The organism is Intrasporangium oryzae NRRL B-24470 (genome assembly GCF_000576595.1).
GTDB lineage: Bacteria > Actinomycetota > Actinomycetes > Actinomycetales > Dermatophilaceae > Intrasporangium_C > Intrasporangium_C oryzae.
The window spans coordinates 1-14,639 of record NZ_AWSA01000075.1 but is presented as its reverse complement, the minus strand read 5'-3'; the positions used below and the strand labels follow the sequence as shown (position 1 = coordinate 14,639).

Sequence of the window (14,639 nt, the reverse complement as noted above, 5' to 3'; positions counted from 1 at the left end):
GACTGTCACCAACGTCCAGGCCGAGTACATCTAGGGCCTCGCAGTGAGGGAGGCCACGGCGCCCTCGGTGGCCAGCCAGTCGGTGACGTGCTGGAGGGTCCACTCGGGCACCTCGAGCTGCGGCACGTGCCCCACGTCGTGGGCGACCTCGAAGCGCCACGTCGGGTTGGCGGCAGCGACCGCCCGCGCGGCGCCGATCGGGACGAGCCGGTCCCGGTCGCCGTGCAGCAGGAGCACGGGGACGCTGATCTCCTTCATGATCGCCTCGATGCGCTTGCGTCGCGCGAGGACGAGGACGAGGGAGCGCGCGGCCACGACGAGCTCCGCGTCGACGTTGGGGTAGGAGTCCCGCTCGCGGGCCAGCTCGAGATGCTGCTCGAGGACATGGGCCGGCACGCGACTGGCATCGACCGTGCAGAGACGCAGCACGGCCTTGGCCTGGGCCTCCGCCGACAGCACGGTGCGCCTCCGGGACATGACGATCCGTCCGACGGCCGGCACGGCGTAGACCCCGAACATGAGCATGACGAGGGGGTCGGGCCGCGCGGTCGGGCCGACCGGTACGGCCGGGTCGACGAGGACCAGACCCGCGACGAGGTCGGGGCGGTCGCCGGTGAGCAGGATCGAGATGAGCCCGCCCATGGAGTTGCCGACGAGGATGACCGGGTGCCCGATGACCGCGTCGATGAACCGCGCAAGCAGGCGCTGGTTCTCGTGGACGCTCGTCGGGCGCCCGAGCGTCTCAGTGCGCCCGAACCCCACGAGGTCGATCGCCATGACGCGGTTCGTCTCGGCGAGGGTCGGCGCGATCGCCGCCCAGTTGACGGCGGAGCCGCCCAGGCCGTGGACGAGGAGCAGCATCGGACCTTCTGCCGGTCCCCCGTAGTCGACGTAGTGCACCGGCCCGTCGAGGTTGACCCACTTCGACGGCGGAGGACCTCCGGACCCGTCGGAGATCGCGTCCTCGCTCATCGGACTGGTCATGACTTCGCCTCCGTCGATGCCTCGCCCGGACGTCGCCGGGCTGTCGTGCTCCCCCATTGTCGGACGCCCGCGAGCACGGCGGACGGGATGTGGCCAAATCGGCCGTCAGGTAACGAACTCGGCGCCCGCGACGGACATGTCGGCCGGTTCAGGGCCGGTCGGCCCTGCTCAGCTCGGGGCGATCTCGCACAGGATGGACAACGAGCAGAGGGGTCGGATGGGAGTCATCATGGACGAGGTCCGTGACACGGTCGAGGCCCCGGAACGGACCGAGACGATCTCGGCGTTCCAGGACCACCCGGACGCATTGCTTCTCGCCGGTGCACTCGCCGCACTGACCGCCTTGGCCATGAAGGTGGTCAGGATGGTTCGCAGGAGACGGGATCACGCGCGACCGGAGGCAGCGAGCGCCGGCCTGGCGAACGACGACCCGGACCGTCGCCCCAACGCGGCAGCAGACTGACGTGACCACCCAGGAGGCCCGGAAATCGGGCACGAGACTCGCTGTGTTCCTCCTGGTGGCTGGGGCACTCGGGGTCGTCCTGGTCACCGTCGTCACCAACCAGTACCTGCGGGTATCCGGCGACACGACCCGGCCGGGCTTCGCGCAAGGCATCGTCCCGGCCGCGCTGTCGGGACTCGTCGTCCTCGTGCTGGCCGGCATCGCTGTCGTGGTGAAGCGGACCACGCCGGTCATCGTGACCGCGGCGGTGCTCACCGTCGTGGCCGTCGCAGGCCCGCTCCTCGGCGCGGCGATCGGGGTGAACGCCAAGAGTGCGACGTACACCCGCGTCCCCGACTGCCTGGGCGACGCGGCCGGAGGTGCCATGGACCCCGCAGTCGTTGCCACGCTGCGAACGGCACAGGCGGCGTTCGACTCGCTCGAGCACCCCGCCCCCTTCTACGCGACGCTCGAGAGCGGCAGCGACGGCTGCGTCGGAGGGCTGGACATGACCGACGCCACCGCGGTCTGGGACTTCTACCGGTCCGAGCTGACGGCCAAGGGTTGGAGCGTGACGGAGAACGCCGCCTGGCCGAAGGTGGCCACCAAGAATGGCCTGACGATCACCGTGTCGGTCGACCCGTCCGCGGGACCTGAGGCACGGCCGACGGTGCGGATCGCCCTCGACACCCGGCAGCCGTAAGCGGGAGATGCCCCGACCCTGCCCGGCAACGACCGGGAGACACCAACGGAACACCTGTTGGCGACCTTGCCTACCAGCGCAGCCGCTAATGGCCGCTGGCTCGCACGGAACGCCGTCCTCGGGGCCCATACCCGGCTTGCGCTCGGCTCCTGGCCCCGTGATCATCCGCACATGAGCGAGACACCCGCGCCGACGAAGCTGAGACACGCAGTCCGGGCGATCATCCTGGCCGATGATGACCACGTCCTGCTCTGCCGCTTCAGCTTCCCGCACCCAGCGGTGCCCGCGGGTGCAACGGTCGTGTGGTCGGCCCCTGGCGGTGGCATCGAGCCCGGTGAACTGCCGTTGGCGGCACTGCGCCGCGAGCTGCACGAGGAGACGGGGCTCGTCATCGACGATGACCCGCCTCACGTCTGGCGCCAAGAGGTCCCGGTCCCTGGCCAGGCCGACGGCTACGACGGGGTGGTCAACGACTACTTCCTCGTCCGCACCACGCGCTTTGATCCCCACGGCGCGCTGTCCGACGACGACCTCGCCGCCGAGTGCATCAGCGGGATGCGATGGTGGCGACACGCAGACATTGCCGACTACCGCGGCACCGACCTGTTCTCACCCCGTGACATCGCCACGCCCCTGGGGGCGCTGATCGCCGGCGACATCCCGAGGACGCCGGTGATGCTCGGCCTCTGATCTCACTGGGCACGCTCCTCTGAGTTGCCCGAACCCAGGAGTCAGGCGTGACCTGCTGGGCTATCGTCCGCGGATGCAGACGTGGGAGGTAGTCAGCGAGCGACCCGGTCCAGCCGGTCATCTCACGGTGAACACCCGTACCTACGCCATGCCAGACGACCGTGAGGCCGAATGGGACATTCTCGCTGGAGGTCGAACCGTGGCCGTCGTTGCCATCACAACTGATGGCGACATCGTGCTCACGCGACAGTTCCGCCCGGGGCCGGGCAAGGTGCTGCATGAGTTGCCGGGCGGTGTGGTGAACGAACGCGAGGACGTTCTGGACGCAGCGGCCCGAGAGTTGCGCGAGGAGACGGGTTATGTCGCTGACCAGATGGCCCTCGTGGGCCGGACGTGGCTCGCGGGCTATGCCACGCATCTGCGCCACGCGGCCTTGGCAACGTGATGCCGCGTCGCGTTCGAGCAGCAGTTGGACGTGGACGAGTTCTGCGAGGTGGTGACGATGCCGATGCGGGGCTTCCTCGCCCACCTGCGTAGTGGAGAGCTCACGGACGCCGACATGGCGTGGATGTGCCTCGACCGACTCGACCCATGGAAGCCTCCGGCCGTCACCCGGTGACGGTCGTTGTCCGGCCACAGCAGAGGATCACCGGGAACGCTCCGCACTCCGCGTGTCGGCCTTCGCCTGACGCGCTGCCGACTGTCCCGTCCCGGAGCCGGTCGGCGTGGATGATTCGGGTGGGCCGACGGGCAGGCACCGCGACGAGCTCCAGCATGCGACCGTGCCGGTCAAGATTGACATCGTCGCCGTGTCAATCAAGGGTTGACGCCTGGACCTCCTGGGGTGAAGTCGTAACGGCTCAGCGGGACGGCATACGTCAAGATGGGTCCCATGGCACTCCACCTCGCGACCACGGACGAAGGCAACGCCCTCCTCGAACGCGACCCGCTGGCCCTCCTTCTCGGCATGCAGCTCGACCAGCAGATCCCGATGGAGAAGGCCTTCACCTCGCCGAGCGTCCTCGCCGAGCGGATGGGCACCGACCACCTCGACGCGGCGACGATCGCGGCGCTGCCGCCCGACACGCTGCTCGAGCATTTCCGCACTCCACCGGCGCTCCACCGCTTCCCCGGCTCCATGGCGACGCGGACGCAGCAGCTCTGCCAGGCCCTCGTCGACGACTGGGGCGGCGACGCGGCGAACGTCTGGAAGGACGTCTCCTCGGGCAGCGAGCTCGTCGCACGGATCGCGAGCCTGCCGGGCTTTGGCGACCAGAAGGCGAAGATCTTCGCGGCCCTGCTCGCCAAGCAACTCGGCGTGGCGCCGGAGGGGTGGCAGGAGGCGACCGGTGACTACGGCAAGCCGGGCCACCGCTCCATCGCCGACGTCATCGACGAGGCGTCCCGAGTCAAGGTGCGGGAGCACAAGAAGGCCAAGAAGGCCGAGGCACGCGAGAAGGTCTGAGCCGCAAGCCTTTCCGCCGTATGCCGCTGGGCTGGCTCCCGAGGGAACGTGCCCTTGGGCGCGCGCCCAGCGGCATACGCGGCAGGTGACGACTCAGTCGGCGATGAAGCCGAGCAGGTCGGCCCGCGTCAGGACGCCGATCGGCTTGCCGTCCTCGACGACGAGGATCGCGTCGGACTGCTCGAGCTCGTGGCGCGCCGCCGACACGGGCGAGCCGGCGCCGACGAGGGGCAGGCCCTTCTCCATGTGCTTCTCGACGGAGTCGGCCAGGTGGGCGCGACCGGTGAAGAGCGCGTCGAGCAGAGCCCGCTCGCTGACGGACCCGGCGACCTCGCCCGACATCACCGGCGGCTCGGCCTTGACGACGGGCATCTGCGAGACGCCGTACTCCTGGAGGATGTGGACCGCGTCGCGGATCGTCTCGTTGGGGTGGGTGTGGACGAGGGCGGGCATGTCCCCCGACTTGCTGCGCAGGACGTCGCCGACGGTCTGCTCGGTGTGGTCGTTGAGGAAGCCGTAGGAGTGCATCCACTCGTCGTTGAAGATCTTGGACATGTAGCCCCGGCCCGAGTCGGGCAGCAGCACGACCATGACGGCGTCCTCGGGCAGGTCCTTGGCGGCCCGGAGCGCCGCGACGACGGCCATGCCGCACGAGCCGCCGACGAGCAGGCCCTCCTCGCGGGCGAGCCGGCGCGTCATCTCGAACGAGTCGGCGTCGCTGACGGCGATGACCTCGTCGACGACGGACGGGTCGTAGGCGCCCGGCCAGAAGTCCTCGCCGACCCCCTCGACGAGGTAGGGACGGCCGCTGCCGCCGGAGTAGACCGAGCCCTCGGGGTCGGCCGCGATGATGCGCACGGCGCCGTCGCTGACCTCCTTGAGGTACTTGCCGGTGCCGCTGATCGTGCCGCCGGTGCCGGCTCCCGCGACGAAGTGCGTCACCCGGTGGTCGGTGTCCTCCCAAATCTCCGGGCCGGTCGTCAGGTAGTGGCTGCGGGGGCCCTCCGGGTTGTAGTACTGGTTGGGCTTCCAGGCGCCGTCGATCTCGCGGACGAGGCGGTCGGAGACGGAGTAGTAGGAGTCGGGGTGGTCCGGCTCGACAGCGGTCGGGCAGACGACGACCTCGGCGCCGTACGCCTTGAGGACGTCGCGCTTGTCCTGGCTCACCTTGTCGGGGCAGACGAAGACGCACTTGTAGCCGCGGCGCTGGGCGATGAGGGCGAGGCCGACACCGGTGTTGCCGCTCGTCGGTTCGACGATGGTGCCACCGGGCTTGAGCAGGCCGTCACGCTCGGCTGCCTCGATCATCCGCAGCGCGATGCGGTCCTTCACCGAGCCGCCCGGGTTGAAGTACTCGACCTTGGCGAGCACGGTGCACTTCACCCCCGCGTCCGCGACGACGGCGCCGAGCTTGACGAGCGGCGTGTTCCCAACGAGGTCTGCGACGTGCTCTGCGTACTTCATCCGCTCATCCTAGGAGGCCCGTCCCAGAGTGCGAGACACGGGCCGGTATGCCGCTGGGCCGGGTGCCGCGCCTGCGCCGGGCCTGTGCGGGGCGGGCGCGAGTCGTGAACGGGGACATCGGGGTCGGCGCCGCGCGTTACCGTGGGGACGGACCGAACTCAGGCACAAGGGGGCGCTTCATGGGCCGCGCACGGCGGGCACGGAAGATCGCGCAGACGGCCGCCTACGGTGGTGGCATGGGCGTCGCCGGTCTCGGGGCCCTGGGTCTGCTCGGCTACGCCCTCCTCCGCGTCGAGGCCCTCCTCACCCGGCGGATCGTCGGTCAGCAGTTCGAGGGCGCACCTGACGACGCCGGCCGCTACGGTTTCGGGCCCGGCGAGCCGATCCGGCTCCTCGTCCTCGGGGACTCGACGGGGGCCGGCATGGGAGCCGAGCACCCGCACCAGACCATCGGCGCGACGATCGCGAACGGCGTCGCCGCGTTCAGTGGCCGGCCGGTCGACCTGACCAACGTCGCCGTCATCGGCGCCGAGTCCCCGGACCTCGGCCCGCAGGTAGAGCGGGCGCTCGAGGCCGTGGCCGTGCCCGACGTCGCCGTGATCCTCATCGGTGCCAACGACGTCACGCACCGCATCGACAAGGCCGTAGCTGTGCGGCACCTCGAGATGGCGGTCCGCCGGCTCCGCGATGCCGGCGCCGAGGTCGTCGTCGGGACGTGTCCCGACCTCGGCGCGATCGAGCCGGTCCCGCAGCCGCTCCGTCTCCTCGCGCGGCGGTGGTCACGCGACCTGGCGGCCGCCCAGACCGTCGCCGTCGTCGAGGCTGGCGGTCGTGCCGTCTCCGTCGGCGACCTGCTGAGCGAGGCCTTCTCGGCCGACCCCACGGTGATGTTCAGCGCCGACCGCTTCCACCCGAGCCCGGCCGGCTACGCCCGTGTGGCCGCGGCCCTCCTGCCGACGGTGAGCGCCGCCCTCGACCTCTTCGGGGAGCGAAGCGCGCCTCCCGCGCCCGACCTGCGCCGAGGCGAGGGCATCGGGCCGGTCGCGGTCGCGGCGAAGCGGGCGGTGGCCCGGCCCGGCACCGAGGTCGCCCCGACCGAGGTCCGCGGGCAGCCCCGCGGGGCGCGCGGCCGGTGGGCGGTTCTCCTGCACCGGATGCGCCCCGCCATGGCCGTTCCCGCCTCCGACCCCGTCCCGGCTTCCGAAGCGGCGGCACCCTCCGATGCCGTGGCAGCGTCCGGCCCCATGGGTGCGCCCCAGCCGGACGGCGTCACCTGATACGACCAGCACTGCGGGGTGGTCGGAAGGGTGCGACCTGCAGCGCGCGCACTGATCCGACAACCGCGCACTCCTGGGTCGCGTCGGTCAGCGCCCTCAGTTGATCGGGAGGATCTGCGAGGCGCTCGGCGCGGTGATGCCGAGGTCCTCGTTCCACCGGGAGAAGTCGAGCTGGCCAGGGCTGTCCTTGGACCCGGTGAAGCGGACGACCTCTGAGCGGTCCTTCGACACGTAGAGCATGCCCTCGGCCTTTCCCTTGCGGTCGGTCAGGACCCAGCACGGGACGCCGTTGACCGACTCCTCGCCGACCGTGTCGGACAGCTGCTGCGGCGTGATGGCGCCGAACGCCTCCTTGAGGAAGCTCCTCAGGCTGAGGCTGTCGGCCATCGCGGCCGCGTCGGCGGGCGCCTTGACGAACTTGTCCCCGGCCTTCTGAACCGAGGCAGGAGCGCCTTGGGCCTTCCAGAAGGAGGCGTCACCCTGCATGTAGAGCGATCCGGGCACCGAGATGAGGTGGACCTTGCCGATGCTGCTCATCTGGAGGGAGATGTCGGCGGTCTTGCCGTCGCTCGTCCCCTTGAAGTCGATCTTCATCAGCTCGCCGTTCTGGGTGATCTCCCCGACGAACGCGGCCGAGGTCGCCGCGAGCGCGTTGGCCTTGGCGTCCTGGAGGAGGTCGGCAGGCTTCGGGGCACGCGTGTCCTGGCTCGTCGCGGTCGGCGTCGTCCCTGGCGTGGCGCCGGTCGACGAGGACGACCCGGTGGCCGGCGCGTCCGACTTCGAGCACGCGGTGGCGCCGAGGCTGATGGCGAGCGCGCCGGCGAGGGCGAGGGCGCGAGTCGTCAGGGTCTTCATGCAGTCCTCTTGTCGGGTCAGGGCGGCCCGCGGGTCGCGTGGCCCGCGAAGGCTCGGTCCCGTCACCATAACCGGACAGACTGAGAGACGGTTCCGGCTCGGCCGACGAGATGCAGGCCATACCCCCGCCCGCTGTCGTTTGCCAGCCGGGCGGCATACGATCGGCCACGAGGTGAGCACGCGCTTACCAGCCGCCCGCGATGGCGCGGGAGGCGCGATCAGCCATCCCAGGAGAACCCCATGACCGAAGCCGTCATCGTCTCGACTGCCCGCTCGCCGTTCGGCCGGGCGTTCAAGGGCTCGCTCAAGGACGTCCGGCCCGACGATCTCGCGGCCACCGTCATCCAGGCCGCGCTCGACAAGATCCCCGCCCTCGACAAGTCGCTCGTCGAGGACATCTACCTCGGCTGCGCGGAGCCGTCCGGCCGCCACGGCTCCAACATGGCCAAGGTCGTCGCGACCCTCCTCGACATCGACGCGACGCCCGCCGCGACGATCAACCGCTTCTGCGCGAGCTCCGCGCAGACGACGCGGATGGCCTTCCACGCGATCAAGGCCGGCGAGGGCGACATCTTCGTCTCGGCCGGTGTCGAGTGCGTCTCGCAGTACACCGACTGGGCCGGGGCCGGCGGCGCCAAGGAGGACCAGCAGAACGGCCGCTTCGCCGCCGCCCAGGCCCGGACCAAGCGCATCGCCGAGACCAACGAGACGTGGACCGACCCGCGCGAGCAGGGCGAGCTGCCCGACATCTACATCGCGATGGGCCAGACGGCCGAGAACGTCGCCACCGCCTACGGCATCTCCCGCGAACGCCAGGACGAGTGGGGCGTCACGTCGCAGAACCGCGCCGAGGCGGCCATCGCGCGGGGCTTCTTCGACTGGGAGATCAGCCCGGTCACCACGCCGGACGGCACCGTCGTGACCAAGGACGACGGCCCCCGGGCCGGCGTGACGCTCGAGGCGGTCCAGGGCCTCAACCCGGTCTTCCGCCCGCAGGGCACCGTGACGGCCGGCAACTGCTGCCCGCTCAACGACGGCGCCGCGGCCCTCGTCGTCATGAGCGACACGAAGGCGAAGGAGCTCGGGCTCGAGCCGCTCGCGCGGGTCGTCTCGACGGCCGCGACGGGCCTCTCCCCTGAGATCATGGGCCTCGGCCCGGTCGAGGCCGTCAACCTCGCCCTCAAGCGGGCCGGTATGTCGATCGGCGACATGGACCTCTACGAGATCAACGAGGCCTTCGCCGCGCAGGTCATCGGCTCGGCCGACCAGATCGGGATGGACTACGACAAGCTCAACGTCAACGGGGGCGCCATCGCCATCGGCCACCCGTTCGGCGCGACCGGTGCCCGGATCACCGGCACCATCATCAACGCCCTCCGCGAGCGTGACGAGCAGTTCGGTCTCGAGACGATGTGCGTCGGCGGCGGCCAGGGCATGGCGGTCATCTTCGAGCGCCTCAGCTGACCTCGCCACGACCAACGTGGCCCCTTCCGTCCGGGACGGAAGGGGCCACGTTCGTCTGCCGGGCTACAGCCCCTTGCGTATGCCGCTCAGCGCGGTCACGACGTCAGTCGGGTCCGCGTCGGGCTCGGTCACGAACACGTCGTGCACCATGACGGTGAGCTGGTCCATCACCACGGCCGGGCCGAGGTCCGGCACCTCGGTGTGGGAGCGCCCTCGCGACCCGGACACCCGGTCAGCGAGCGCCTGGACGACCTCCCTGGCGAGCGGCATACGGGAGAGCGCGTGGTCGAGCGGCAGCTGCTGCCACCGCTCGACCACGCGCTTCAGCTCGTCGGAGACCTCCTGCGGGACAGGCGATCCCACGGCAACGAGAACCCGGCGGTCAGTCGCGCAGGCGCGCGAAGAGGCGGACGAACTCGACGTAGAGCCAGACGAGGGTCACGACGAGGCCGTGCGCGAGGAGCCACGAGTACTTCGCCGGGGCTCCGACGCGGACGGCGTTGTCGATCGAGTCGAAGTCGACGGCGAGCGAGTAGGCGGCGAGGCCCACGCCGAAGAGGCTGATGAGGATGCCGAAGCTGCCGCTGCCGCCGAAGCCCCAACCGTCGAGGACGCCCGTCATGAGCAGGACGACCTGCAGGAGCGAGAAGATGCCGTAGCCGACGAGGGCGAAGAAGAACATCCGGCGGGTGCGGTCATTGACCTTGACGAAGCCGGTGGCGTAGCCGACGTACATCGCCGCGAACGTGCAGAGCGTGGCGAGGACGGCGGTGACGACGACACCTTCGTACTTCGGGATCGCGTTGATGTACTGGCTGAAGGCTCCGAGGAACGCGCCTTGGAGGGCGGCGTAGACGAGGAGCAGCGGCACCGAGACCTTCTTGCTGAAGGCGATGACGAAGCCGAGGATCAGCGTGCCGAACATGCCGCCGAGCCAGAACGGCAGCGTCAGGTCGGTGTTGGCCGCGGTCCAGAACCACGAGACCGCGGCGACGGCCAGCGTGATGCCGAAGAGGACGAGGCTCTTGACGATGATGTCGTCGAGCGTGACACGACCGGTGTCGACCGGGCCAGCAGCCTGCTGGGCGTAGAGGTCGTTGAGCTGCTGGGTCGACATCGCGTCCTGCGCCGCGTAGCCGGCAGACGCGGCCTGGGTGCCCTGGACGGGACCGGACTGCGAGCCCTGGGGCGAGCCGAAACCGGCGTAGCGCTCCTGCTCGATCTGCTTGTTGAGCCGGTCGAAGACCGGGTTTCCACCTGCCATGTGTGAGTGCCTCCCGGACACTGAGTGCCACCGACTGTGGCGACTACCTCAAAGCCTAAGCGTTCAGGTGCCTCGGTTTGGTTCCCGCACCCTTGACTCGCCCCGCCCCGACCCTCCAGCCCGTGCTCTCAGGCGCAGGGTCCCGTTCGTCGGGGACCGCGGTGGACGGCATACTGAACGCCTTGCCCCCGTAGCCCAATGGCAGAGGCAGGCGACTTAAAATCGCTCGAGTGTCGGTTCGAGTCCGACCGGGGGTACGGCACGAAACGCGAATGAGCGCTCGGGCTACCCCTCCCTCAAGCCCGAGCGCCCTCCGCAGCGGCCCGGCTCCGTCGGGGAGGGGCCGCCGCCTCACGTGCCCCTACTGGCGCTGGAGCGTTCCGACCTTGACGTCCTGGATGGCCGCCTCGTTCGTCGTTCCGCTGAACGTCCCGCCCGGTAGCCCCGTCACCGTGATGTCGGCCGATGCCGGTCGCATCGCGGTCCTGGCCATCTCCATGCTCCAGAGCCCGCCGACGCTGTAGCGCGAGTGCGACCTCTGCTGCTCGAGCGGTCCCGTCGCGGTCCAGTCGGTCGTGATGGCCACGGTCACCGTCACCCCGTTCGGAGTCTCCTCACCGGTATTCGGGTCCACCGCGAACACCTGGGCGTCGCACGTCGGAACGTCGAGCGCGGCGCTGGACAGGTCGTCGGCCACGGTGAAGGAGAAGTCGCCCGTGGCACACCACAGCTCCGCCGGGTAGGGCTCGTCACCGGGTGCCACGCCCGGCATCATCAGCCCCATGGCCAGGAGCGCGGGCATCGGGCCGCGCACGGGCTTGGCACCCGGCACCCGATTCGTCGACGTGGCATGGGCGCCCTGTACGTACAGGATCCCGGGCGCGCCCACCTCGGGCTCCGTGCCCTCCTCGGCCTTCCATGAGGCATCCGCCATGAGGCCGCTCAAGGTGAAGGACTCGTGGGTGACGCGCGGGGCGCTCGTGGCGCTCGTGCCGGTCACCGTCACTGCAAGAGTGGCCAGCAGTCCCGCCGCGGCGCCGCACCGACCCTTCGTACCGTTCTCGTCCGGGGTCTCACGACGTCCGCCTCCGCTCGTTCGGGTGGGTAACTGATGCGCACCGACGCGCTCCACCTCGTCCCGAACGCTAACGAGGGCCCAACTGGCCTCGACAGAGGCGAAGGTCCCACTGCAGCCGCCGGCGCCGCCTCCGCCTCGACGAAGCCGGACGCGGGCCGACGGTGCCACCGAGGCGAGCGGCTTAGCATGAGGACAAGGCCAGGAGCCCGGACCACCGGCCCGCCAACGCAGCAGGAGGACCCAATGGGTGAGGCGACCAGTCCAGGCGAGAGGCTCCGCGACCCCGCACTCCCGCCCACGACAGAAGGCGCCGGCAGCGCGGCCGACGCGCTCGACGAGCTCATCCCGCCGGAGGACAGCGCCGCCAACGTCGTCCTCGTGGACGGCTCACGGGCGGTGCGCTGGGCCGGCGTCCTGTTCGGGGTGTGCGCCGTGGCGCTCGTCCCGTGGACCATCTACCTCGGTGAGGCCCTGCCGAGCCGGGTCGTCGCCCACGACTTCGACGTCGCCTGGATCGGCTTCGACATCGCGCTGCTCGTGGCCCTCGCGGCCACCGCATGGAGCGCCCTGCGCCGATCGAGGCACCTGACCGTCACGGCGAGCTTCTCCGCCGCGCTGCTCCTCGTCGACGCGTGGTTCGACGTCGTCATGTCCCGCCCCGGTCCGAGCCGCAACGAGGCGCTCGCCATGGCCGTCCTCGTCGAGGTTCCGCTGGCCGTCGTGTGCCTGTGGCTGGCGCGGCACGCCGAGGACATTGCCGAGCGGCGCATCCGGCTCCTCCTGCGCGAGCGCCACAGCCGCTGACCGGCCTGACCCACAGCCCGGAGCCCGCGCTGGGGTCAGGGGACCTGGCTGAGCGCGATGCCGTCGAGGATGTCGTGCTCCGACGTGATGACCTCGGTGATCCCAGCGACGGCAGCGACCCGTTCGATGATCCGGCTCCATACGAGGGCGCCTGCACCGATGACGTCGACGCGGCCCGGGTGGAGGTAGGGCAGTGCCGCGCGGTCCGCTTTCGTCATGGCCAACAGGTCGGCCGACGCGGCGAGCGCCTCGGCGGTGCTCGCGTGGGAGAGGTGGATCGCCTTCGGGTCGTAGGCCGGCAGGCGGAGCTGGTGCGCCGTGATCGTCGTGACGCTTCCGGCGAGGCCGACGAGCGCGCGGACCCCCTCGAAGGGCACGACGGCGGCCGCCTCGTCGATCGCGGCATCGATGTCGCGGGTCGCGCCCGCGATCTCCGCGGCGGTCGGCGGGTCGCTGACGAGGTGACGCTCGGTCATGCGGACGCAGCCGACGTCGACGGAGCGCGCCGCCTCGACCGCATCCGTGCCCCTGACGAACTCCGTCGACCCGCCGCCCAGGTCGACCACGAGATACGGTCCGGGGACGCCCTGTGCCGCCAGGCCGCCCGTGGCCCCGCTGAAGGAGAGCGCGGCCTCCTCCGAGCCGGTGACGACCTCGGGGGTCACCTCGGCGCCCCAGTGCTCGAGGAAGGCGGCCCGCACGCCGTCGATGAAGTCTGCGGCATTGCGCGCGTCGCGCGAGGCTGACGTCGCGACGAAGCGGACGCGTTCGGCGCCCAGCTCACGGCACTGGGCGGCATACTCCCGCGTCACGCGGAGCGTGCGCTCCATGGCCTCCGGGTCGATGACGCCCGTGCGGTCGACGCCGTAGCCGAGCCGGACGATCTCCATCCGGCGCAGGACGTCGGTGAGCACCCTGGTCTCGGGGTCGATGTCTGCGACGAGGAGGCGGATCGAGTTGGTGCCACAGTCGACCGCCCCGACGCGCACCGTCGGCTCACTCATCGTCAGCCTCCGCCGGGCTCGTGGCCGCGTCGTCCTCGGCGGCATGGATGGCCGCGCACGAGGTGGGCGTCCACCACGGCTCGAGCATCTCGAGCGCCTCGTCGCCGAGCGGGTTGACCCCCGGACCGGCCGCGAGCGAGTGGCCGACGAGGACGTGCAGGCACTTGACCCGGTTGGGCATGCCGCCGGCCGAGATCCCCGCGATCTCCGGCACGTCGCCGAGCTCCGCCCGCCGCGCCAGATAGTGCTCGTGCGCTCTCTCGTATGCCGCGGCGAGCGTCGCGTCGTCCGCGAGCCTTGCCGTCATGTCCCTCATCACGCCCTCAGTCTCGAGGGTGCTGATCGCCCCTGTGAGCCGCGGGCACGTCGCGTAGTACGTCGTCGGGAAGGGCGTCCCGTCGGGCAGGCGCGGCTCGGTCCGCAGGACGTCCGGCTCGCCGCACGGGCAGCGGTGCGCGACCTCGGCCACGCCGCGGGGGCGTCGGCCGAGCTGACGCTGCACGGCGTCGAGGTCGCTCTCGGCGACCGGCGGTCGGGTGTCGTGGTTGCCCAAGGAGGTGCTCGCTTCGTTGTCGTGGGGCCGCCCCGGCGCGTCGTCGGCCGGGCTCATCTCGTGCGGGGGACGCCCGCGGTCGGGCGGTCGGCGATCTGGATCGACTGCCAGAGCTTGCCGTACCACGGCGAGGAGTCGTTGGCCATCGGGGCCGCGACGACAGGTCGCGGGTCCGAGGTGCCGTCGTCCTTGGGGCGCTGGGCGTCGATGACGCTGTAGGCGCGGTCGCCGACGCGCACGAACTTGAGCCGCTGCCGGGCCTGCAGCTCGATGTAGGCGGGGTCCTTCCACAGCGCTGCCTGCCGCTCGAGCGAGACGACGTCTGCGCGCTGGGACTGGACCGTCTCCTGGAGCGCGGTGGTCTGGTTGCGCTGCTCGATGAGGGAGCGCAGGGTCGGCACGAGGGTCACGGCGATCATGACGACGATGCCGAGCAGGATGCCGCCGCGGACCCACGCCGTCGACGCGGACGGTGGGGCGGGTGGGGTGCTCCGCGCTCTCGCGGCGAGGGCCGGGCGGGCCTGGCCCGGACCGCCCCTTCGCGACGAGGCCGCGCGCGACGTGCTCGGCCGCGTCGTCGAGGAGCGTCCCG

General features: G+C 70.9%; 18 protein-coding genes and 1 tRNA gene. 10 read left to right on the top strand and 9 right to left on the bottom strand.

The features are described from left to right. Positions 1-30 precede the first annotated feature (30 nt). Positions 31-984 (bottom strand): alpha/beta fold hydrolase, encoded by a 954-nt coding sequence (locus N865_RS20330; RefSeq protein WP_034810059.1) that lies wholly within the window; start codon positions 982-984, stop codon positions 31-33. Between the two features lie 217 nt (positions 985-1,201). Here N865_RS20330 and N865_RS20325 point away from each other — a divergent pair, with 217 nt between their 5' ends. The 6 genes from N865_RS20325 to N865_RS20305 all read left to right on the top strand — a co-directional run bounded on the left by N865_RS20325 (position 1,202) and on the right by N865_RS20305 (position 4,284). Then, entirely contained in the window at positions 1,202-1,447 is a 246-nt protein-coding gene (locus N865_RS20325) for a hypothetical protein (protein WP_157557802.1), read from the top strand. Between the two features lie 43 nt (positions 1,448-1,490). Further along, positions 1,491-2,129 (top strand): hypothetical protein, encoded by a 639-nt coding sequence (locus N865_RS20320; RefSeq protein WP_034810057.1) that lies wholly within the window; start codon positions 1,491-1,493, stop codon positions 2,127-2,129. Positions 2,130-2,300: 171 nt separating this feature from the next. Then, the gene (locus N865_RS20315; protein WP_034810056.1) at positions 2,301-2,819 is read left to right on the top strand and encodes an NUDIX hydrolase; all 519 of its coding nucleotides are present in this window, start codon (positions 2,301-2,303) and stop codon (positions 2,817-2,819) included. Between the two features lie 73 nt (positions 2,820-2,892). Beyond that, positions 2,893-3,264 (top strand): NUDIX hydrolase, encoded by a 372-nt coding sequence (locus N865_RS20310; RefSeq protein WP_211244939.1) that lies wholly within the window; start codon positions 2,893-2,895, stop codon positions 3,262-3,264. A 30-nt stretch (positions 3,265-3,294) separates the two neighbouring features. Next, positions 3,295-3,438, top strand: a complete 144-nt coding sequence (locus N865_RS23350) for a hypothetical protein (protein ID WP_211244938.1) — start codon at positions 3,295-3,297, stop codon at positions 3,436-3,438. Positions 3,439-3,711: 273 nt separating this feature from the next. After that, positions 3,712-4,284, top strand: coding sequence for an HhH-GPD-type base excision DNA repair protein (locus N865_RS20305; protein WP_034810055.1), 573 nt, complete (start codon positions 3,712-3,714; stop codon positions 4,282-4,284). 93 nt (positions 4,285-4,377) lie between these two features. Here N865_RS20305 and N865_RS20300 read toward each other — a convergent pair whose 3' ends face one another. Continuing rightward, complete coding sequence (locus N865_RS20300) at positions 4,378-5,748, bottom strand: cystathionine beta-synthase (RefSeq protein ID WP_034810054.1); 1,371 nt, start codon at positions 5,746-5,748, stop codon at positions 4,378-4,380. A gap of 179 nt (positions 5,749-5,927) precedes the next feature. Between N865_RS20300 and N865_RS20295 the strand changes: the two genes are divergently transcribed. Beyond that, positions 5,928-7,025, top strand: coding sequence for an SGNH/GDSL hydrolase family protein (locus N865_RS20295; RefSeq protein ID WP_034810052.1), 1,098 nt, complete (start codon positions 5,928-5,930; stop codon positions 7,023-7,025). 96 nt (positions 7,026-7,121) lie between these two features. Here the strand turns inward: N865_RS20295 and N865_RS20290 are convergent, their stop codons facing one another. Next, positions 7,122-7,880 carry a hypothetical protein gene (locus N865_RS20290; protein WP_034810051.1) on the bottom strand — a complete coding sequence of 253 codons (759 nt, stop codon included), beginning with the start codon at positions 7,878-7,880 and terminating at the stop codon, positions 7,122-7,124. Positions 7,881-8,120: 240 nt separating this feature from the next. Between N865_RS20290 and N865_RS20285 the strand changes: the two genes are divergently transcribed. Further along, a complete protein-coding gene (locus tag N865_RS20285; protein ID WP_034810050.1) occupies positions 8,121-9,344 on the top strand; it encodes an acetyl-CoA C-acetyltransferase in 1,224 nt (407 codons plus the stop codon). Positions 9,345-9,407: 63 nt separating this feature from the next. On the opposite strand, the gene N865_RS20280 is transcribed toward N865_RS20285, so the two are convergent. After that, the gene (locus N865_RS20280; RefSeq protein ID WP_034810049.1) at positions 9,408-9,707 is read right to left on the bottom strand and encodes a hypothetical protein; all 300 of its coding nucleotides are present in this window, start codon (positions 9,705-9,707) and stop codon (positions 9,408-9,410) included. 19 nt (positions 9,708-9,726) lie between these two features. Next, on the bottom strand, positions 9,727-10,608 hold the full coding sequence (locus tag N865_RS20275; protein ID WP_034810048.1) for a Bax inhibitor-1/YccA family protein: 882 nt from the start codon (positions 10,606-10,608) through the stop codon (positions 9,727-9,729). A 184-nt stretch (positions 10,609-10,792) separates the two neighbouring features. Here N865_RS20275 and N865_RS20270 point away from each other — a divergent pair. After that, a tRNA-Leu gene (locus N865_RS20270) sits at positions 10,793-10,865 on the top strand. Between the two features lie 104 nt (positions 10,866-10,969). Here the strand turns inward: N865_RS20270 and N865_RS20265 are convergent. Beyond that, the gene (locus N865_RS20265; protein WP_034810047.1) at positions 10,970-11,614 is read right to left on the bottom strand and encodes a hypothetical protein; all 645 of its coding nucleotides are present in this window, start codon (positions 11,612-11,614) and stop codon (positions 10,970-10,972) included. A 315-nt stretch (positions 11,615-11,929) separates the two neighbouring features. Here N865_RS20265 and N865_RS22040 point away from each other — a divergent pair, with 315 nt between their 5' ends. Beyond that, positions 11,930-12,490 (top strand): hypothetical protein, encoded by a 561-nt coding sequence (locus N865_RS22040; protein WP_051511175.1) that lies wholly within the window; start codon positions 11,930-11,932, stop codon positions 12,488-12,490. A gap of 35 nt (positions 12,491-12,525) precedes the next feature. Here the strand turns inward: N865_RS22040 and N865_RS20255 are convergent, their stop codons facing one another. The 3 genes from N865_RS20255 to N865_RS20245 are packed head-to-tail and all read right to left on the bottom strand — an operon-like array spanning position 12,526 to position 14,475. After that, positions 12,526-13,494 carry a Ppx/GppA phosphatase family protein gene (locus tag N865_RS20255; RefSeq protein ID WP_034810046.1) on the bottom strand — a complete coding sequence of 323 codons (969 nt, stop codon included), beginning with the start codon at positions 13,492-13,494 and terminating at the stop codon, positions 12,526-12,528. Then, a complete protein-coding gene (locus N865_RS20250) occupies positions 13,487-14,104 on the bottom strand; it encodes a DUF501 domain-containing protein (RefSeq protein WP_084328420.1) in 618 nt (205 codons plus the stop codon). The genes N865_RS20255 and N865_RS20250 overlap by 8 nt, the downstream gene beginning before the upstream one ends. Next, positions 14,101-14,475, bottom strand: a complete 375-nt coding sequence (locus tag N865_RS20245; protein ID WP_281173526.1) for an FtsB family cell division protein — start codon at positions 14,473-14,475, stop codon at positions 14,101-14,103. Before N865_RS20245 ends, N865_RS20250 begins: the two co-directional genes overlap by 4 nt. Between the last annotated feature and the right edge of the window lie 164 nt (positions 14,476-14,639).